Raw genomic sequence first — 20,262 nt, 5'->3', positions numbered from 1 at the left:
ACCTATGCGTCCTCGCCAGTGAGCTTGAGAGCAAGGCCTTCAATAGCCCGGCCGACAAAACCGAGTTTCGCGACGTTTTCGGTTGCAATCAGAGGGGCTGTTACCGGTTCAGACTTGCCTTCCATTGAAATCACGAGTTTCGCAATCTGCTGACCTTCCTGGATCGGTGCCTTCAGAGGGCCGTCATAGACAACCTCTGTGGTGGCATTCTCAAACGCACTGCGATGGGCAGAAGCCTGTATGGCACGATCAAGCCTTACACCCACTGAGCGGGCTTCACCGTTCCAGACGGGCAGATTCGCGATTGCTTCCTCTCCGGGTTCGACAGTGCGTGTATCAAAAGCCGTAAAGGCGAGACGCATGAGCCTGTCGGCCTCTTCGGCGCGCGCTTGTGAACTCGGCAGGCCATTAATGACCAGGATCCGACGTTCCCCGTCACGTACAGCTGAGGCGGTAAGACCATACCCGGAAGCTTCAAGGTGGCCGGTTTTAAGGCCGTCAGCACCTTCCATACGCCCAAGAAGTGGATTGCGATTTTGCTGGGTTATGCCGTTCCAGCTCATCTCGCGTTCTGAGTAGTACGCATAGTATTGTGGGAATTTGTTGATCTCAAAGCGGGCAAGTTTTGCCAGGTCGATAGCCGAAATCTCGTGACCTTCAGCATACAGACCACTGGCATTTTTGAATGTCGCTGACTCAAGGCCCATTTCTCTCGCAAGCTCGGTCATACGGCGGGCAAAAGCTTCCTCGGAACCGGCCAGGCCTTCTGCGAGCACAATGCAGGCATCATTACCAGACAGGATAATAACACCCCTCAGTAATTCCTCGACAGTAGGGGTCTCCCCTATTTCAAGACCCATTGTGGAGCCACCGGTTGCCCAGCCTCCCTCTCGCCATGCGCGTTCGCTGACTGGCAGACGATCGTCCAGAGAAATCTCTCCCCTGTCGATGGCCTCATAAACAACATGTGCCGTCATGATTTTCGTCATGGAGGCCGGAATCATCGGCGTAGTGCCGTTCTTGGAATAAAGGACGTCCTGTGTCTCGTAGTCCATTATGACTGCGTGGTCGGCTTGTGTCTCAAGAAGCTGGGCATGGGCTGGCAGGCAAAGCCCCACACCGATCATCATGAAAGCAAGAATCTTCTTTGCAGGCATCAAGGCAGCTCTCCTTCAGAACTTACACACTATAGAAGCGTGTAATATGTTCCAGAAAAAGGGCTGCTTTGAGACAGGCGTCAATGCCGCAGCAGATTTCACCGCAGTGTGACGAAACTCTCTGAAATACCACGGGTGCCTAGTTGGCGTTTGGCTTTCTCAGCGGCTGCCCGTGTCGGGTATGGCCCGACAAGGACGCGGAAAAAATCAGACCCGTTCACCACGGCATCTTCCACCTTCACAGAAAAGCCGCTGCCAATCTGCTGGTGCACATCCTGGGCATTGCCGATATTGCTGAAGGCACCCGCCTGAACATAAATGCCGGGCGTAAACCCGTCAGACAGGTCTTTGCTCGTGTTCTTGGCCGGCGATGCAGCGGCATATATTGTCCGGGCGGCCGGCTCTGTTTGCTGCTTGACTGGCTCCAGAGGCGTGGACTGTACATCATCCTCAACGCCACCGGCGAGCTTGTCACTATACTTCAGGGAAGCTTCGCTCAGTGTTTCAATGCGGGCGGGTGTGGCGACATTTGCCCCAGGATCCGGAACGCCTAGAGAAGGTTCGACCCCATCCATGAACATGTTTCCGTAGAGGTTCGGTCTATCCACTGCGGCAGTCACCTGCGCCGTCTGCAAAGCAGCGCTCACCGGCATGGAACTATCAGCGCTGGCAAGCTGAACCTTTCCTTCAGAAAGGTCTGGCGCGGGCCCGAGATAGCGAACCGAGACGGGGGCTACACCGTCATCGACAATGTCGAGCACTGTGGCGGCCTTGCGGGAAAGATCAATGATCCTGTTGTCGGCAAACGGCCCACGATCATTGACTCTCACGACAACCTCCTTGCCATTCTCCTCGTTTACAACCTGAACAAGGCTGGGCAGTGGAAGGGTGCGGTGTGCGGCAGTCATCGCCGTCATGTCAAAGATTTCGCCATTCGCCGTTGTACGGCCATGGAATGCCTTGCCATAGAATGAGGCCAGGCCGCGCTCTTCGTGCTCAATGCTGGCGGAAAGTGGCTGGAGGGGCTCCGTGCGTGGCAGTGAAGAAGCCTCGGGTGTGTCGGCGCCGAGTGTCAGCGTGTTCAGGCTAAGGGGATTGGCTTTGCCGGTTGCTGGTACGTTGGCCCTGGCCGGCCAGAGTTGCGCGGCATTATGCGAAGATCCCGCATGCGGCGACTTTTCGACGCTCGCCAACTGCCGGGACATTGTGTCCTGCTTTGCCGGGGAAGCAGCGCCTGGATAGGAAAAGCTGATTTTTGCGCGCGTCTCTGGCAGTTTTGCCGATCCTGTACGGGTAACCGGGCCACGCCAGGCGTCATTACTGGCAGAGCTGTTGGGTTGTGGCACGCCACGACGCTGCGTCTGTGTCCCCTGCCCTCGCGTCGAGTTGCTGTCATAACTCGCATATTCTATTGGGGCGGGAGATTTCTTGCCTGCTATTGCGTTGGGGGCTGTTGTCGCGGCGATTGCGACCAGTAGCGCTGGGGGAAGAAAAGACGCAAGCGGACGTGCCATGAGAACCTCATTCTGTGGTCACTAACCCAATCCGACCATTCTGCCGGCTGGTGGAACGAATTCCCTGTGATCTCTGCCTACCATGTTCTGGTAGACACATCGTGAACGTCAAAAAGGAATTTCAGCCGATACCGAAAGGCACGGTTAATTTTCGCATGAATAAGGCGAAAATGAGGTTCAGCTGCAGTCTTGCAATCCATGCTCCAATCGACCACACAGTTCGCCGGGCCACGGAGGAGTGGCAGAGTGGTTGAATGCGGCGGTCTTGAAAACCGTTGAGCGTGCGAACGTTCCGGGGGTTCGAATCCCTCCTCCTCCGCCACCCATGCAGGTGTTATGGCAAAGCCAACGACGCAGCCTGTCCGCCTCATTCATGTTTCTACGAATTGAAAATCTTGCCAGCGTTGTATTGGACGCAGGCGGTTCTTGAATGCTAAGCCCTGAAAAGTTGTTATTGAAATCATTCCGCTGCGGGTCTGCTCCGCATCATGAGAACGGGATACTGGAGGCTGAAGATGAAACTGTTTCTACTAGCTGGCGTTTCTGCGCTGACCCTGGGGGCGATGAGCCCGGCTTTTGCACAGGACGCAACTGAGAGCTCCGCGGGGTCGCCAGAAGCCGTTCAGGCAGAATCAGGTGAAACCACACCGGACACAGAAACGGCGCAGGCCGAAGACTGGCGGGTGCTTCTGGCTGAGTGGGCCGGGCCATATGGCGGTGTGCCACCTTTCGATGCAGTCCAGGTCTCGATGTTTCAGCCTGCGCTGGAAGAGGCTATGGCGCAGGCCCGTGCCGACATAGATGCGATCGCTGCACAGGACACTGAGCCGACTTTTGAAAACACCATCCTTGCCATGGAAGAAGCTGGAAGCGCCCTGCAACGTGTAAACGCTGTTTATGGTGTCTGGGCTTCGGGGCTCAACGGCCCTGATGTTCAGGCCGTTCAGCGTGAGATGGCCCCGAAACTCGCCGCATTCCGTGATGAGATGTTCCAGAATGCAGAGCTCTTCGAGCGGATTGATACAATCTACAACAGTGATGCCTATGACGAGCTGGATACCGAGCAGCAGCGTCTGGTCTGGGATTATCATACCGACTTCGTGCGGGCTGGTGCGGGGCTGGATGATCAGGAAAAGGCGCGGGTAGCCGAGATTAACCAGAAGCTCGCCTCACTCTATACCGAATTCTCCAACAACCTCCTCCACGATGAAGAGTCCTATGTCACATGGCTGTCCGAGGATGATCTGAGTGGGCTTCCGGACTCGGTTATCAACGCTGCGAAATCTGCGGCTGCATCGCGCGACAATGAGGGCGGGGACTATGCAATCCTCAACACGCGCTCATCCATGGATCCGTTCCTGACATATTCGAATGACCGCGCTCTGCGCGAAAAGGTCTGGCGGACTTATTACAGCCGCGGCGACAATGGCGGTCAGTATGATAATAACGCCATTATCGCTGACATCATGAAACTGCGCGCCGAACGTTCCGAGATCCTTGGCTATGAGAGCTATGCCGCTTGGTCGATCGAGAAGCAGGTCGCAGCCAAACCTGAAGCCGCAATGGAACTGATGATGAAGGTGTGGCCGGCGGCAAAGGACAAGGTCGATCAGGAGGTGGCCGCTATGCAGGCCATCGCGGATGAGGAAGACGCCTGGATCAAGATCGCGCCCTGGGACTATCGCTATTATGCCGAGAAAGTTCGTCAGGCGGAGTATGACTTTGATTCAGAAGAGGTAAAACAGTACCTCCAGCTAGAAAACCTCCGAGAAGGCATGTTCTGGATGGCCGGCGAACTTTACGGCATGGAGTTCAGCCAGATCGAGGATGTACCGGTGTTTCACGAAGACGTGCGGGTCTGGGAGGTCACGCGCGATGGTGAGCATCTCGGGCTTTGGTACTTTGATCCTTATGCCCGCTCGGGCAAACGGTCAGGCGCCTGGATGAATGCCTATCGCCCGCAGGATGATCTCAACGGCTACACCACACCGATTGTTTCCAACAATTCCAACTTCGTGAAGGGAGGCGAAGGTGAGCCGGTGCTTATTTCCTGGGATGACGCTTCCACGCTGTTCCATGAATTCGGCCATGCGCTACACGGCCTCAATTCCGAAGTGACCTACCCTACCCTCTCCGGAACGGCCGTACCTCGTGACTATGTCGAATTCCCGAGCCAGGTTCATGAAAACTGGTTGCCGACGCCGGAAGTGCTTAACAAGTATGCGTTGCATGTCGAAACCGGAGAGCCGATTCCACAGGAACTGGTCGACAAGATCCAGGAAGCGGCCAATGCGCGCCAGGGCTTTGACACGACAGAGTATCTTGCAAGCGCTCTCGTGGATATGAAGCTGCACACCAAGACCGATTTCTCCGACTTTGATGCCGACAGTTTCGAGCGGGAAACGCTGGAAAGCCTTGGCATGCCCGAAGAGCTGCCGATGCGTCATCGCACGCCACAATTTGCGCACGTATTTTCTGGTGAAGGGTATGCGGCGGGCTATTACGCCTATCTCTGGGCAGATACGTTCAGTGCGGATGCCTGGGAGGCCTTCGAGGAAGCCGGCGGGCCTTATGATGAGGAAACCGCTAATGCGTTCCAGAAATGGATTCTCTCAGTCGGGAATACCATGGACCCGTCTGCCGCCTACGAAGAATTCAGGGGCCGTGCTCCGGATACCGATGCGCTCATGCGGGATCGTGGATTCGGTGTCGCTGGAGAGTCCGCTGGGAGCACTGGTGAAAGCGAGACTGTAACCGACGTTGCACCTGGCGAGTAAATATAAACTCGCATGACGATCAAAGCAGGCTGGGCGAACGGTCCGGCCTGCTTTTTTGTGTCACGCCGCACGGTGAGGATATTTATCACCGTCGCGTTCTGCCTCCAGGATTCCGGGTTCGTTCCAGGACCCCTCAGGTCTTATCAGTATGTATGGATCACTTTGTGAGGTGAGTGCCTCACGATGTGCGGGTACGGGTATCTCAATCTCGAAATAGTCATACCCGGAAAAGGCGAATCTGGGTCGGTCGTCACGCAGGCTGCACTTCAGAACACGAGACCATAATGGCCATAAGCGTGCCTGTATTTGCCCGATCATGAGGCGATAGCCCTTTCTGGCAGCAATCTCGAATGCATGAGCGAGGAGAATTCGGTCAAGATTTCTTGCGCGCGCTTGTGGCCGCACGCAGACACGTTCGACTTTTCCAAAATCTGCAAACCAGCGTAGACGCAATGTCGCGACAGGCTCTCCTGCCACAGAAGCAACAAGATGCAGGCTCGTCAGGTCGTTACCGTCATATTCTTCTGCATATGGACAATCCTGTTCGACGAGAAAAACAGCTGCCCTGATGGCGAAGACTTTCTGCAGATCATCGAGGTTTCGTACAACTGAGACTTTGACCGCTTCAAAGTGTGCCCTTGAAGGAATGCGCCTTAGTGCCGCTATGCCTGTGTCCGGGTACGAAAGCATTATTGCCTCCACCCTGTAAGCGGGTCGAGGACAAACATGCCGGGCGCAGTTTCATCCAACCTGCGAAAGCCCATCTCAAGCATGGCGCGCTCCCCCTCTTGCGTAGCCGCACGCGCATAAGACGGAACGCCGGAAAAATGTGTTTCTCTTGCGGTGATGGATGCCTTCATAATGGCGCGTCTCGCCTCTTTCGTCGCGCCGGCATATACGCCCAGATAGGATCCGTGTATTGGCGTCCGCGCAGGAGCCACGTGACTGAGAACCGGGTCCTCCGGGATGAATTGTCCTTTTTCAGCCGCCACCCTACCCTCGTAAGTAAGCGGAACTGATACATAGAGGCCGCTGATGGGCTGCCCCGTAACCCAGATGGACATTCCCGTTATCGTATCCAGCGTATACACAACTTCTGCGCGTGCAAGTTTGCGGCCGACGAGCGACTCTCCGAGTTTCAGTGCAGGCACGATTTCTGACGGTTTACACTTGCGTACGCCATATGGCGCCATTGCCCGGCGCATTTCTTCAGGTGAGACAAGGCAATAAGATTTACCAGGTCTTGATACAACCGATTGGGGAATCGCCATTGAAAATCTCCCTTTGCGGGAGAAATCTGTAAACTCGCGTGTAAGTTGTCAACACGAGATTTTACATTTTTTGGAGAACAGTACAGAAACCTGCATAGGGATACCTTCGGAGATACCTCTCATGCGCGTAGATCACCTCGACTGGGACAAGCTGCGTGTGTTCAGCGCTGTCGCAGAATTGAAAAGCCTGACATCGGCTGCAAAGCGGCTCGGCGAGTCCACACCGACGGTCAGCCGGAAAATCGATGATCTTGAAAGAAAACTGAATTGCGAACTGCTTGTACGCACACCTCGCGGTGTTGAGCTGACCGAAGCCGGGCGCCTGGTCGAACTCCATACCCAGACCATGAATGAGAAAGCGAACTCCATCTGGAATGATGTGTGTGCGCTCGACATCGAGGGGACTGGGCGGATCAGGATGGCGGCAGGTGATGGCGTCATGGCGCACTGGCTCACGCAAGCCATACCTGAATTTCAGGAATATCACCCCGGCATCGAGCTCGAAATGACGGTTACCGAGGACGATGTAAATCTTCTGTCAGGTGAAGCTGACCTTACATTGGCCTTCGAAGAGCCCCGCCAGAGAGACCTCATCTCGCTGCGGCTCGGCATGCTTCACTATATGTGCTTCGCGTCACAGGACTATCTCGATAAATACGGGGAGCCTGAAAGCCTGTATGACTTCCAAGGCCATCGCTCGCTGATGCATTCTTCATATGTGCACCAGGTCGACAACTGGTCGCCAAGGGTGCACGAACTCCAGAAGCTCGTCCATTTCGCTGTCACAACGAATTCAGGAACGATTCTCCGCGAGGTCTGTGCCCAGGGCGGCGGTATCGCTGTAATGCCATCCTATGTCGCGGCGCTCGATTCACGTCTGGTGCCGCTTTCCCTTCCAGAACTTGCTCCAGCGAAATTCTGGCTGGTCTATACTCAAAGGCTTCAGAGGTTGTCGCGCGGTCGTATCGTCATTGACTGGATCCGCAAGCAGTTCAGCCAGGACAAGCACCCATGGTTCATGGACAGCTTCGTACATCCCAACAAGTATCTGGACGTGAGCAAACGCGATACCGCCTGATGGTCTGGGCTCCCCTGACTTTAGACGGTTTTGAGGATGGTAACGATCGCTTCCAACTTCTTGTGATCATCAATTGTGCGGACCAGGCGCGCAATTTCAGCTCTCATCCTGTCAACTTCACTATCGCCGCTGGCGCTTGAAGCGAGGACTTCTTCCGGAAAAAGGTGTTCAACAGGAACAGCCAGGATATTTGCAATCGCTGCCAAAGTACCCGCGCTGATGCGGTTCGTGCCATTCTCATACTTGTGAACCTGCTGATATGACAGGCCAAGCTTCTTTGCCAGGTCATCCAGAGTCATGCCTACCCGGCGTCGCGACTCCCGTACGAGCTTTCCAATTCCCCTGTCCGCATCGCTGACCTTCCGGGGGGATGCTGATAATGCCGTAACCATGCTGTCCTCGCTGCAACCATAGTTTGATATCTTTAAGGTCTTACCTTTTCGACCTGTGATCGCGTTAGAGCAAGATGGGGGTGTATTACAAAAATGTATATGCTCGTAAGCCGTTCGGGCCAATTTGTTTCTTTTTTAGGCCAGTAAAAAACGGCCGCCTGTTAAGGCGGCCGAGGTACAGCAAGAAGGACGTCAAACCCTGAGCCCGAATATGTTCGCACTCAGGGCTGACGATTGATGTGTAACAGTCTCCGTCTGAACAGGATGGCGGACAGTTTGTTATGCCCTGTTCATCATGAACGACCGACCCGAATTGCAGACTATGAAACGCCCCAGTCCTTGAGGATTTCATCCGTATGTGTGCCGGGACTGGCAGGCGGGCGCTGGATTTCACCTGGTGTTTTAGAAAAACGTGGAGCCGGAGCGGGCTGCATCACGCCTTCATAGTCGACAAACGTCTTGCGGGCGGCATTGTGCGGATGATGGGGGGCTTCTTCCATGCTGAGCACAGGGGCAAAGCATACATCTGTACCTTCCATCAGCTCGCACCACTCGTCGCGTGTTTTTGTCTTCATGACAGCTGAGATTTTTTCTTTCAGCTCTGGCCACTTCTTGCGGTCCATCTGCTTTTCGAAGTCGGGATCGGTCAGCCCGGCCTTCTCGACCAAAAGCGCATAGAATTGAGGTTCAATCGAGCCGAGAGAGACATACTTGCCATCGCTGGTTTCGTAGCAGTCATAGAAGTGCGCGCCGCCATCCAGGAGGTTCGACTCACGCTCATCGTCCCAAACGCCCATGGCGCGCATGCCGTAGAACATCGAGGCGAGAGAGGCAGCGCCGTCCGTCATGGCAACATCTATTACCTGTCCTTCACCAGTAGACCGGGAACTGAGGATTGCGGCCAGCAGGCCAAAAGCGAGATATAGCGCACCGCCACCATAGTCGCCGATAAGGTTGAGCGGAGGATAAGGTGCTTCCCCCTTGCGGCCCATCGCGCCGAGTGCGCCAGTCAGGGCGATGTAGTTCAAGTCGTGGCCTGCCGCGTGTGACAGCGTGCCGGTCTGGCCCCAACCCGTCATGCGGCCATAGGCGAGCTTCGGATTACGTTCGAGCGCAACATCCGGGCCAAGGCCAAGCCGCTCCATGACTCCAGGCCGAAAGCCTTCAATAAGGCCATCTGCTTTTTCGATCAGCTTGAGTGCTTTCTCAATGTCGTCAGGATTTTTGAGATCAAGCGCAATCGACCGGCGCCCACGCGACTCAACGTTCGCTGGCGTAGCGGGCCGCCCGCCCGAAGCCCTGTCAATCCGGATTACATCAGCACCAAGGTCGGACATCAGCATACCGCAGAACGGCCCCGGCCCGATCCCTTGAAATTCCACGATCCTGATTCCGTTGAGTGGTCCGCTGGCCATGTTTCATCTCCCTCGATTGTCCGCGCGATTGGGCACGCAGTCTGAATGACTTAACGTGGCAAACAATAGGCAAGCCACTAGCTCTGCCAAGACGTTCCCCAACGTCCGCTGGTGCGAGTGGGTAGTTCAGGCTGAGGCAGAAAGCCCGGCAATTTCCTTCAGTACGTTCCGGACGAGTTTGATGCGCTTGTCATTTGCTTCAGGTGACTGATTGATGACGAGTTTTGAGTCAGGCCGAAGCCTGAACTGGTTCGGACGTGACCGGACAAGAGTCATCAATTGGCCCGGATCTACTGGCGTATCTTCCCGGAACGCCATGACAATCCCTTTCGGACCAGCGTCGAGTTTCGAAATGCCAAGCTGCTTGCATGCTGCCTTGATGGCAGTGATTTCCATTAGCTGGCGTGTTTCCTCAGGAAGTGGTCCGAACCGGTCAATGAGTTTGGCGGCAAAGCCCTCTCGGCCTTCCTCAGTGTCAATATCAGCCAACCGCCGGTAGAGGCCAAGACGTACGCTCAGGTCTTCGACATAATCTTCCGGTATCAGCACTGCGACGCCCAGATTGATCTGGGGCGACCATTCGTCGGCAACTTCTTCCGCATCTTCTCCCATACCAGATTTCAGAGCATTAACGGCGTCTTCCAGCATCGACTGGTAAAGCTCCACGCCCACTTCCCGGACATGGCCGGACTGCTGATCCCCCAGCAGATTACCAGAGCCACGCATGTCGAGATCGTGACTGGCGAGCTGAAATCCTGCTCCAAGGCTATCGAGAGACTGAAGGATACGAAGCCGGCGTTCAGCCCCCGACGTCATGACCTGGTCTTGTGGAGTCGTCATGTACGCGTAAGCGCGTAATTTGGAGCGACCCACACGTCCGCGAAGCTGGTAAAGCTGTGCCAGGCCGAACCTGTCAGCGCGGTGGATAATCAGTGTATTTGCACGGGGAATGTCGAGGCCGCTTTCAACAATAGTTGTCGACAGGAGAACATCGTACTGACCTTCATAAAAGGCCGTCATGATATCTTCCAGTTCTGTCGGCGGCATCTGACCGTGAGCAACGATGAAACTGACCTCGGGCACGTTGTCCCGCATGAATGCTTCGAGCCCATCCAGATCGGAAATACGCGGAGCAACAAAGAAGGCCTGGCCACCGCGATACTTTTCCCTGAGCAGGGCCTCCCGGATCGTCACTGTGTCGAACTCCGTGACGTAAGTGCGTACGGAAAGCCGGTCTACAGGCGGCGTCGCGATAATCGAAAGATCACGAATTCCTGTCAGCGACATTTGCAATGTACGCGGGATCGGCGTCGCGGAGAGCGTCAGGACATGAACATCGGCCTTGAGCTCTTTCAGCTGTTCCTTGTGCTTCACACCAAAGCGCTGTTCTTCATCCACGATCAGCAGCCCGAGGCGTTTCAGCTCAATTGATTTGGACAATAGCGCGTGCGTGCCGACCACGATGTCGACATCACCCGATGCAAGGCCTTCGCGGGTCTTGTTAGCCTCAGCCTGGCTCACCATGCGGGATAGGTGGCGCACTTTCACTGGCCAGTTGGCAAACCGGGCGACGAAGGAGTTGAAATGTTGACGGGCAAGGAGTGTCGTTGGCGCAATTACGGCGACCTGCATGCCGCTCATCGCTGCCACGAAGGCAGCACGTAAAGCAACTTCTGTCTTACCGAAACCGACATCGCCGCATACGAGGCGGTCCATGGGCTTCCCGCTGGCGAGGTCTTCCAGCGTATCCTCAATGGCATTCAGCTGATCATCGGTTTCTTCATAAGGAAAACGGGCAGCAAATTCCTCATATAGCCCCTGCCCTGTTGTTGTGGGATCGGCGCGTTTGAGTTCGCGGGCAGCCGCGATATCCAGAAGCTCGGCCGCCATTTCGAGAATGCGTTTCTTTGCCCGCGCCTTGCGTTGTTGCCAGCTGACACCACCAAGCTTGTCTATCGCACCTTCCGCATCCTCGCTGCCGTAACGGCTGATAAGGTCGATGTTTTCGACGGGGAGATAGATCCGGTCGCCGCCGGAATAGGTAAGCTCGAGGCAGTCATGCGGTGCACCCGTGAGTTCCAGGGTCTTGAGCCCTTCATACTGGCCGACCCCATGATCGACATGGACTACGAGGTCACCGGTGTTTAACGACGATGCTTCGGCAATGAAATTCGCAGCTTTACGCTTACGGCGCGGCGCGGCAAGCCGGTCACCAAGCATGTCCGGCTCGGCGATAATGGCAAGGTCATCGGCCTCGAGCCCTTGCTCGAGCGGGAGTTCGCAGATCGACAAGCCAGCCTTGCCTGCGGCTTCGAGAGAATAGGTCCGCGGCAGGGTTCCGAGACCATGATCTTCCATGACGTTGACCAACCGGTCCGCCGAACCTGTTGTCCATGCGCCGAGAACAACAGTACGTCCTGTTTCCCGCAACGCTTTTGCATGGGCGGACGCTTCCTCGAAAACGTTAATATCGGGACGCGCGCGTTCAGGTGCAAAATCCCGACCGGGTTTGCCGTCAAGGTCAAGTCCGCCATCCCCGGGCGTAGGCTGAAACCGGGCAACACCCCGATTGGTCAGTATCGATTCGAGTTCTGCCGGGCCAAGGTAAAGCCAGTCAGGTTCCAATACGCGGGCAGGCCTGTCTTCTGTGGCCGCCTCGAGCCGTGCAGCATGATAGTCTTCCGCCTGAGACCGGCGTTCGCTAGCTGCTTCGGCGGATAGATAGCCCAGTGCAAGAAGAGCTTCATCTCCGATATAATCGAACAGGGTTTCAACATGCTCGTGAAAGAGGGGAAGCCAGTTTTCCAGTCCTTGCCGCCTGATCCTGGCACGAGCAGCTTCGTACATCGTGTCACCAGAAGGTGAGCCGATATGGCTCAGATACTTTTCGCGGAAGAGGCTGAGCGTTTCATCGGAGAACAGGATTTCCGAGACTGGCGCGAGCGTGGCCGACGTCAGGTTGCGGGAGGATATCTGCGTTTCCGGGTCGAAGGCTTTAAGCTGTTCAAGCGTATCCCCAAAAAGGTCAAGCCGGATCGGCTCGCTGCCGGTCGGCGGGAAAATGTCGATAATTCCGCCGCGAATGGAATAGTCGCCGGCTTCGCGAACCGTACTCGTTCGCACATAGCCATTGATCGTCAGGTAATCGACCAGCGCTTGTTCATCGACTGTTTCTCCCACGGACATTGCAAAACTCGCCGTGCGCATTGTCTCACGTGGGGGGACACGCTGGATGAGTGAGGAACCCGTCGTGATTACGAGCATCGGCTTGCCCGATGCGGCCCCTTGAGCCATGCGTGCCAGGGCTGCGCATCTCTGGGAAGCAATAGCGGGACTGGGGCTCATCCGGTCGTATGGAAGAATATCCCAGCCGGGCAGTAAAACCCGGTCCATGGCTGGCCGGTTGAACTCTGCCAGTTTCAGAGCTGTCGCCGCAGTCTTGTCGTCTCTCGCGACATAGAGGCCGACCCCACCTTTTGCTTCCAGGGCTTCCTGCATGGCAAGCAGATCATAGCCAAAGGGGGCACCGGACACGATTGTGGGCGCAGACAATGATTGAAGGAAATCAGACTTCGGCATGACGGGATAGACCGGCTTTTACCGGATGAAGCTGGAGGGAGGCATCAGGCGCGTGGGTCGTACTTGAAGCGTAGCAAGCGGTCCAGAACCGGGCCTGAAGATTCTGCCGGTACAGGCTCATTTCCAACAAGCCATGCATAGACCTCCCAATCGGGGGTGGCGAGGAGCCTTTCGAATTCATCAAGCTCAGCGTCACTCATGCCGGCAAGATGGGCATCAGCAAACTGCCCCATAAGAAGATCCATTTCCTTGAAGCCGCGGCGCCAGGCCCGGAAATTAAGTTTACGGCGTCTGTCTTCCATTTCGCCTATCCCTGTCACAGTGTTCGGGCGTCACATAGGCCCCTGAGAAGTTGCTGCCCAGTCCTCATCTACAATTGCCCGCTTGGCGACTTGCGTTAATGTCACCTCATCATGCGCGATGAGCGACTCTTTCCTCTTTTCCAGCCTCTAGACACCCTTCCGGGCATAGGGCCGAAACTGAAGCCGGTCTTTGAACGTCTCGTGGATGGCGATACGATCTGGGACTTGCTGCTTCACTTGCCTGAAAGATGGCTCGACAGGCGGATCAAACCCTCTTTCGAGGCAATCGTTCCTGGAGAGGTTGTGACCGTTCAGGGTGAAGTTCAGTCTTATAAGGCACCCTATTCCGAGCGCGCCCCGCACCGTATCCAGCTTTTCGATGGTACAGGGTTCCTGACACTCACATTTTTCAGGGCCGAGCCGCGCTGGTTGCAAGGGCAATTCCCAATCGGCAAAGAACGAATCGTCTCCGGTCTCGTCACAGAGTATCAGGGGGAGCGCCAGATGTCGCACCCAGATCATGTGCTTGATCCGGCAAAGAAGGAACGCCCCCCGGCAGTTGAGCCGATCTACGGGCTAACAGCGGGACTGACCAACAAGAGAGTTCACACGGCGGCAACCGCTGCGCTGGAGCATATTGTTGATGACCTTCCGGAATGGTTGGAAGAAAGCCTCCTCCAGGAACGCGGTTGGCCGGGCTTCAAGACAGCGCTCACTGGGCTGCACGCTCCCGATACATATGATGAAGAGAGTTTTTCCAGATGCCGCGCGCGTCTGGCTTATGATGAGGCATTGGCGCGCGAAACCGTGTTTGCGTTTGCGCGCCTCTCACGCGCCCAGAAGTCAGCCCCGCCACTTGTGACAGACAACACGCAGCTGAATAAAGTCGCATCGACACTGCCTTACAAGATGACATCTGCGCAGATACGAGCGGTAAAAGATATTTCGACAGACCTCGCCCTGGACCATCCCATGCGCAGGATGCTCCAGGGCGATGTCGGTGCGGGCAAGACGCTGGTCGCCATCCTGTCGGCCGTTAAGGCTGTTGGCGCAGGTTATCAGGCTGCGTTCATGGCACCGACTGAAGTTCTCGCCCGGCAGCAGTATGAGAGCGTAGCGAGCTTGCTCGGACCACTGGGATATGAAGTCGCCGCGCTCACTGGACGAAACAAGGGCCGCGCAAGGGAAGCGATCCTGATGGCGCTGGCCGATGGTTCGGTACAGATTGCTGTCGGCACGCAGGCGCTCTTTCAGGAAGATGTCCGGTTCAAAAAGCTTGGGCTTGTCGTCGTCGACGAACAGCATCGCTTCGGCGTGATGGACAGGATGCGGCTCGCTGGGAAAGCAGAGGCGCCGCATATGCTGGTGATGAGCGCAACGCCAATACCCCGTACATTGGCCCAGGCGGTTCATGGGGATCTCGATATCTCCATTCTCGATGAGAAGCCGGCTGGCCGCCAGCCTATCGAAACACGAGCCATTGCTGACACGCGAATGGAAGACATAGTTGATGCCGTCGGACGTGCGATCGCGCGTGATGAGCGTGTCTTCTGGGTCTGCCCGCGAGTCGATACTGACGATGATGCCGGATCTGCCGTCCAGAGAGCCGCCATGTTGCAAGACTGGCTGAAAGTACCAATAGGCCTTGTCCACGGACGATTGCGGGGTGAAGAGAAAGATGCTGCCCTTGAAGCCTTCCGCACAGGCGAAACGAAGGTACTGGTTGCCACCACTGTTATTGAGGTCGGCGTGGACGTGCCCGAAGCGACTATCATGGTGATTGAGCGCGCCGAAGGCTTCGGGCTTGCGCAACTACATCAGTTGCGCGGACGTGTTGGGCGTGGATCCAAGAAGTCTTATTGCCTGCTTCTCTATCGCCCCCCGCTTGGAGAGCTTGCAAAGGAGCGCCTGGAAACACTGCGCCGCAGCGAGGATGGTTTTGAGATCGCTGAGGCCGATTTTCGTTTGCGAGGTCCCGGTGACTTGCTTGGTGTGCGCCAGTCCGGCGCGGTCGATTACCGGATCCTGGACCTGGCCCAGCACGCCGACCTGATTTCCGTTGCCCGACAGGATGCCCGCTATACGATCGAGCGGGATCCCGGCCTCACAGCAGAGCGCGGAAAAGCCCTAAGCCTTCTCCGTGAGCTTCTCAGCCCCCTCATCCGGGAGCGGGAGTGAACGCTGGGTACCTTCTTCTGGCACATGTTCTGGCACCACCAGGCCAGCAGAAAGGATCATCTTGGCTCCCTCCTCGATGGACATATCGAGTTCGATGCATTCGGTCTCTTTGACATACATGAGAAAACCGGATGTGGGGTTAGGTGTCGTCGGGACGAACACGCCAATGTACTCAGAACTCAGACGGGTACGGATTTCGCCTTTGGCATTGCTGGATACAAAGCCGATGCACCATGAACCGAGTTTGGGATACTCGATCAGCACAACGCGGTCATAGGAAGATTGCTGATTGTTCGCGATAACGTCCGTAAGCTGTTTGAACGCGGCATAAACGTTTCGTACAATCGGCACGCCTGACAGGATACGGTCAGCCGTCCTGATGATGGACCGGCCAATAAGGTTTGTCGCCACAGCACCGAGGATTGTGAGCGCTATGATCATGACCAGCACACCAAACCCTGGAACGGCGTAGTTGGTATAGGTCTCCGGCTGCAGAAGCGGTGGCAGAAGGGGTTTAACCCTGTTGTCGATGAAGTTGATCAGGAACTGCAGGACATAGAAAGTCACTGCGATCGGTGCTGCAATGACCATCCCCGCCAGAAAGCGTGCACGTAACCAGGCCCATAGGCTTGGTTTCTGCTTCGGCTGCGGGTTCATGAGGTCGTTAGCATCATCCTGTCTGGGTTTATTCTTGGCCATCAAGGCGCTCCTGGGAGGATCGGGTTTACGTTGGAGTATGGCTTGGAGTCGCTAAGCTTTCGGTTAATTGTGGCAAAGATGAGTGAAACGCAAGAATTCCAACACAAGCTCCAAACGGTGCTGCAAGGTGTGTATGGCGAGAGCCTGTCAGTTGCTTCAGCTGATCGGCTTTCCGGAGGGGCCAGCCAGGAAACATGGCTGGTCAGACTTTCAGGAGAAGATGTGCCTGCAACGCTGATTCTTCGGCGGGCACCACAGGGTGGCGAGAAATCCTTTGATTCTGCAGCTATCGGACTTCCCAATGAAGCCAGGCTGATACGCAAGGCGGAGGCTGCCGGCGTGCCAGTGCCGAGAGTCGTAAGGGTTCTTGAAGACTCCGACGATGTTGGTGAGGGCTTCTTCATGACGCAGATCATGGGAGAGACGATTGCCAGACGGATTCTTCGCAACGATGAGTTCGCTGCCGCACGTGACGCGTTGCCTGAACAGTGTGGAAAGGCGCTGGCAGGCATCCACTCCATTCAGCTGGCGGGAGATCCGGAGCTAAAGGAAAGTTCTGGCCTCGATCAGTTGAGCTACTATGAGGATATCTACAAGTCTACCGGAGGGTGCCGGCCAATATTCGACCTGGCAATGGTATGGTTGCGCGAGAACGCGCCCGCTCCCCTGGAGCCGGTACTTGTTCATGGTGACTTCAGGCTTGGCAATATAATGGTCGATGAAGCTGGCCTGGCAGCTGTCCTCGATTGGGAGCTCTGTCATCTTGGGGATCCGCGTGAGGATATTGCATGGATGTGCACAAACTCCTGGCGCTTTGGCCATACGGACAAGCGCCTGGGGGGATTTGGCGATGTGGAGCCATTGCTGACTGCATATGAACGGGCCGGCGGCCAGCGTCTTACGGCACGCGATATTGACTGGTGGGAGATTCTCGGAAGCATGAAGTGGGGTGTGATGTGCATGCTGATGTACGAATCGTTTCGATCTGGCGCTGACCCAAGTGTCGAACGGGCAGCGATCGGTCGCCGGGTTTCTGAGACGGAACTCGATCTCATCAATCTGCTTGAGGAGCAAAGCCATGCATGATCAGCCAAGCGTCAGCGAGCTTGTCCAGGCGGTGAAAAATTTCGTGGATGAGACAGCGATGCCGCAACTTGAAGGACGCGCGGGCTTCCATGCACGCGTAGCTTCCAATGTCCTGGCCACCATCTTGAGGGATCTTGAGGCACGGACGGATAATGACGAGCAAGAAAAGACCCGGCTTTTGCGTCTTTTGAAGAATGAAGCGGTGAGTGAAGATCTGTCAGAACTGAACAGCCAGTTGCAGGAGAAAATCCGTAGTGGTGACTTCGGAATTGATTCAGTGCCTCTTATGGAACATCTAAAAAAGACCGCAATTGCACAGCTAAAGGTAGACCAGCCAAACTATTCTGCTCTTGCCACAGCTCTGAAGGAGTGAACATGCGCCGCATCCTGATAGCCGCAGCCATTATCCTGATTGGATGGTTTGCACTGAAGGACTGGGCATACGGCTTTGTTGTGGGCACTGCTGAAACAACACCGGAAACTCCGGATTATTACTATGATGAGGTTTGGCTGGAACGCCCCGGTGAAACACCTCCGGGTGGCTGGGAAGAGCCCTGGGGTGTAGATCTGTTCGTGATCCCGCCACCGGTTTCGACCCCGACAAGAGCGGGCCTGATTCCTGCAAGTAGCGATTTACTGAAATCCGAGTTCGCCAAGATGCTGGAATCAAGTGGGTTATCGGACGACAGCTACATGATCTATGCGCCCGGCCTGAGGTCCCCTTCTCCGGCATCCACCGGCTCAATGCGTGCTGCAGAAATGGAAACAGCCAAGAAGGACGTTGCCGAAGCCATGAAACGCTACGTCTCAGCGGAAAACCGTCTTCGAGGACTTATCATAGTTGCCTCCCCGGATAGTGAGCCGCTGGTTGCCGCCGCACTTCAACAATTGCCTGAAGATGAGACGTTCCGCCAACGCTTCGGAGGCATATTGCTGCCTGAAGGCAAGAATCTTAGCCGTTGGTCCGAACCGGCGGGGGCATGTAGCCCTGCATTTGATGGATGCGCGGTGAAGACAACACTGAACGCAGAAAGTGGCATGCTCTCCTGGATCAAGCCAAACCTGGCGCGTTCGCCGCGTACCTACTCTGTGGAGGAGGGTTTTCTGGCGACAGTAGATACACGTATTGAGACTCTTTCGAACTGGCTTGAGCTCAATGCAGATAAGCCTGCTGAGCCATTCGATACATGGGCGGCCGATGAGGTCGTTGACGTGGCTCCAATTCGCCGGCCAAACGCCGAAGAGGACATTTCAGGCGAGCGTGGGAACTAAACGCGTGACTTTTCCAGGATGGCGCTTGTGGAATGGCCATCCAGCAGGCTGACAATATGAACCTCGCCACCATTGGCGCGCACGAAATCCGCACCAACGATTGTCTCGAGTGTATAATCACCGCCTTTTACAAGAAGATCCGGCTGCACAGCTTCAATGACTCTTAGCGGAGTGTCTTCGGTAAAGATCGTCACGGCATCTACTGCCCCCAGCCCCGCGAGCATTCGAGCGCGATCAGCTTCCGTGTTAACAGGTCGGCTCTCTCCTTTGAGGCGTTTGACTGACGCGTCGGTGTTGATGGCAACAATCAACCGGTCACAACGTGCCCGCGCCTCCTCCAGAAGGCTGAGATGCCCCGGGTGAAGTATGTCAAAGCAGCCATTTGTGAAGCCTACCTTCAGGCCTGCGGTCCTCCATTCACGACATAAGTTTTGGGCTGCCGTCTCATCGAGTACGAGGGCGCGCCTATGATTATGCACCGGGTCCAGTGCAGTGCGAATTTCATCCGCATCCACCGTAGCTGTACCTGTCTTGGCAACAGCCAGGCCGGATGCCGTTACAGCAAGTGACACAGCATCTGTCAGGCTGGCACCGGCGACAATTCCAAGCGCGATGGCGGCCATGCTTGTGTCCCCTGCCCCGGAAACATCGAATACCTGTTTCGCTTCGCCGTGCCTGTGCGACACACGGTCAGCCTCAAACCATGACATCCCTTTGCCGGCCCGGGTAACAACGATCTTGCTTCCGGGAAGTCTTCTTGACGCCTGATGCAGAGCTGTTTCGACATCTGCGTCCGTCAGTGTTGGCAGGCCAGTCGCGCTTGAAAGCTCCGTGGCATTGGGTTTCACCAGGCTCGCGCCGGCATACACCGACAGGTCAAGTGATTTCGGGTCGACCAGAAGAGGAATATCATTTTCGTCTGCCGCCTTCAGGCAAGCAGAGAAAGTGGCAGGTGTTATCGTGCCCTTGGCATAGTCTGATACGACTATCGCCCTGCACTGCCGAGCGGCTTTTTCGATTGCGCTGCACACCACTGCTTCAGCGATACCCAGGGATGGCGAAGACTGTTCTGTGTCGACACGCAGAAGCTGCTGGTTGCTCGCGACAAAGCGGCTTTTAACAACTGTCCCGCATGCAGAGTTTTTAGCAAGACGAGTTTCTATGCCTGTCTGGGTATCCAGAAGGGTTTCCAGCCGACGACCTTCATCATCCTCACCGACACAACCGACCATGATTACATTTAGGCCCATCGCGGCCAAGTTGCGCGCCACGTTGCCAGCACCGCCTGGCATTTCGAGTGTCTGTGTCTTGCGAAGCACCGGCACAGGCGATTCCGGTGATACCCGGTCAACCACGCCATAAACAAAGCGGTCGAGCATAAGATCGCCGACGCATAGAACATGCTGATTTTCAGCTTTGCCGATCAGCTCGGTAAGGTGCTGCTTCATGGCCCTCTCCACTCGCTATCGCTTCGCCAGGATCCTCTTATTCCCTAGTCAATTCGGCAGCGTTCTGCCAGCACTGCATTGAACTCATATGATT

Annotated in this window: 16 protein-coding genes and 1 tRNA gene; 7 read left to right on the top strand and 10 right to left on the bottom strand. The window is 55.8% G+C overall.

Annotated elements, in window-relative coordinates:
- Positions 1–2: 2 nt before the first annotated feature.
- Both Q1K31_RS09255 and Q1K31_RS09250 read right to left on the bottom strand, forming a co-directional pair.
- On the bottom strand, positions 3–1,157 hold the full coding sequence (locus tag Q1K31_RS09255; RefSeq protein ID WP_300378961.1) for a D-alanyl-D-alanine carboxypeptidase family protein: 1,155 nt from the start codon (positions 1,155–1,157) through the stop codon (positions 3–5).
- Between the two features lie 98 nt (positions 1,158–1,255).
- Entirely contained in the window at positions 1,256–2,671 is a 1,416-nt protein-coding gene (locus Q1K31_RS09250; protein ID WP_300378960.1) for a septal ring lytic transglycosylase RlpA family protein, read from the bottom strand.
- Positions 2,672–2,903: 232 nt separating this feature from the next.
- Between Q1K31_RS09250 and Q1K31_RS09245 the strand changes: the two genes are divergently transcribed.
- A tRNA-Ser gene (locus Q1K31_RS09245) sits at positions 2,904–2,993 on the top strand.
- A 193-nt stretch (positions 2,994–3,186) separates the two neighbouring features.
- Positions 3,187–5,448, top strand: coding sequence for a M3 family metallopeptidase (locus tag Q1K31_RS09240; protein ID WP_300378959.1), 2,262 nt, complete (start codon positions 3,187–3,189; stop codon positions 5,446–5,448).
- A 60-nt stretch (positions 5,449–5,508) separates the two neighbouring features.
- On the opposite strand, the gene Q1K31_RS09235 is transcribed toward Q1K31_RS09240, so the two are convergent.
- Both Q1K31_RS09235 and Q1K31_RS09230 read right to left on the bottom strand, forming a co-directional pair.
- A complete protein-coding gene (locus Q1K31_RS09235) occupies positions 5,509–6,138 on the bottom strand; it encodes a GNAT family N-acetyltransferase (protein ID WP_300378958.1) in 630 nt (209 codons plus the stop codon).
- The gene (locus Q1K31_RS09230; protein ID WP_300378957.1) at positions 6,138–6,719 is read right to left on the bottom strand and encodes a hypothetical protein; all 582 of its coding nucleotides are present in this window, start codon (positions 6,717–6,719) and stop codon (positions 6,138–6,140) included. The genes Q1K31_RS09235 and Q1K31_RS09230 overlap by 1 nt, the downstream gene beginning before the upstream one ends.
- Before the next feature lie 121 nt (positions 6,720–6,840).
- Between Q1K31_RS09230 and Q1K31_RS09225 the strand changes: the two genes are divergently transcribed.
- Complete coding sequence (locus Q1K31_RS09225) at positions 6,841–7,797, top strand: LysR family transcriptional regulator (RefSeq protein ID WP_300378956.1); 957 nt, start codon at positions 6,841–6,843, stop codon at positions 7,795–7,797.
- A 20-nt stretch (positions 7,798–7,817) separates the two neighbouring features.
- On the opposite strand, the gene Q1K31_RS09220 is transcribed toward Q1K31_RS09225, so the two are convergent.
- The 4 genes from Q1K31_RS09220 to Q1K31_RS09205 all read right to left on the bottom strand — a co-directional run bounded on the left by Q1K31_RS09220 (position 7,818) and on the right by Q1K31_RS09205 (position 13,485).
- On the bottom strand, positions 7,818–8,189 hold the full coding sequence (locus Q1K31_RS09220; protein ID WP_300379039.1) for a helix-turn-helix transcriptional regulator: 372 nt from the start codon (positions 8,187–8,189) through the stop codon (positions 7,818–7,820).
- A gap of 320 nt (positions 8,190–8,509) precedes the next feature.
- Complete coding sequence (locus Q1K31_RS09215) at positions 8,510–9,604, bottom strand: CaiB/BaiF CoA-transferase family protein (RefSeq protein ID WP_300378955.1); 1,095 nt, start codon at positions 9,602–9,604, stop codon at positions 8,510–8,512.
- Between the two features lie 126 nt (positions 9,605–9,730).
- Positions 9,731–13,183 carry a transcription-repair coupling factor gene (gene mfd, locus Q1K31_RS09210; RefSeq protein ID WP_300378954.1) on the bottom strand — a complete coding sequence of 1,151 codons (3,453 nt, stop codon included), beginning with the start codon at positions 13,181–13,183 and terminating at the stop codon, positions 9,731–9,733.
- A 44-nt stretch (positions 13,184–13,227) separates the two neighbouring features.
- The gene (locus Q1K31_RS09205; protein ID WP_300378953.1) at positions 13,228–13,485 is read right to left on the bottom strand and encodes a succinate dehydrogenase assembly factor 2; all 258 of its coding nucleotides are present in this window, start codon (positions 13,483–13,485) and stop codon (positions 13,228–13,230) included.
- 111 nt (positions 13,486–13,596) lie between these two features.
- Between Q1K31_RS09205 and recG the strand changes: the two genes are divergently transcribed.
- On the top strand, positions 13,597–15,663 hold the full coding sequence (recG, locus tag Q1K31_RS09200) for an ATP-dependent DNA helicase RecG (RefSeq protein WP_300378952.1): 2,067 nt from the start codon (positions 13,597–13,599) through the stop codon (positions 15,661–15,663).
- Here the strand turns inward: recG and Q1K31_RS09195 are convergent.
- On the bottom strand, positions 15,613–16,362 hold the full coding sequence (locus Q1K31_RS09195; RefSeq protein ID WP_300378951.1) for a DUF502 domain-containing protein: 750 nt from the start codon (positions 16,360–16,362) through the stop codon (positions 15,613–15,615). The genes recG and Q1K31_RS09195 overlap by 51 nt on opposite strands.
- 78 nt (positions 16,363–16,440) lie before the next feature.
- Here Q1K31_RS09195 and Q1K31_RS09190 point away from each other — a divergent pair, with 78 nt between their 5' ends.
- The 3 genes from Q1K31_RS09190 to Q1K31_RS09180 are packed head-to-tail and all read left to right on the top strand — an operon-like array spanning position 16,441 to position 18,720.
- The gene (locus tag Q1K31_RS09190; RefSeq protein ID WP_300378950.1) at positions 16,441–17,448 is read left to right on the top strand and encodes a phosphotransferase family protein; all 1,008 of its coding nucleotides are present in this window, start codon (positions 16,441–16,443) and stop codon (positions 17,446–17,448) included.
- Positions 17,441–17,821 (top strand): DUF6285 domain-containing protein, encoded by a 381-nt coding sequence (locus tag Q1K31_RS09185; RefSeq protein WP_300378949.1) that lies wholly within the window; start codon positions 17,441–17,443, stop codon positions 17,819–17,821. Before Q1K31_RS09190 ends, Q1K31_RS09185 begins: the two co-directional genes overlap by 8 nt.
- Before the next feature lie 2 nt (positions 17,822–17,823).
- Positions 17,824–18,720 carry a hypothetical protein gene (locus Q1K31_RS09180; protein WP_300378948.1) on the top strand — a complete coding sequence of 299 codons (897 nt, stop codon included), beginning with the start codon at positions 17,824–17,826 and terminating at the stop codon, positions 18,718–18,720.
- Here Q1K31_RS09180 and rfaE2 read toward each other — a convergent pair.
- On the bottom strand, positions 18,717–20,168 hold the full coding sequence (gene rfaE2 / locus Q1K31_RS09175) for a D-glycero-beta-D-manno-heptose 1-phosphate adenylyltransferase (RefSeq protein WP_300378947.1): 1,452 nt from the start codon (positions 20,166–20,168) through the stop codon (positions 18,717–18,719). The genes Q1K31_RS09180 and rfaE2 overlap by 4 nt on opposite strands.
- Positions 20,169–20,262 lie beyond the last annotated feature (94 nt).

It is taken from the genome of Henriciella sp. (assembly GCF_029936995.1).
GTDB lineage: Bacteria > Pseudomonadota > Alphaproteobacteria > Caulobacterales > Hyphomonadaceae > Henriciella.
This window is presented reverse-complemented; position numbering and strand designations above follow the sequence as displayed.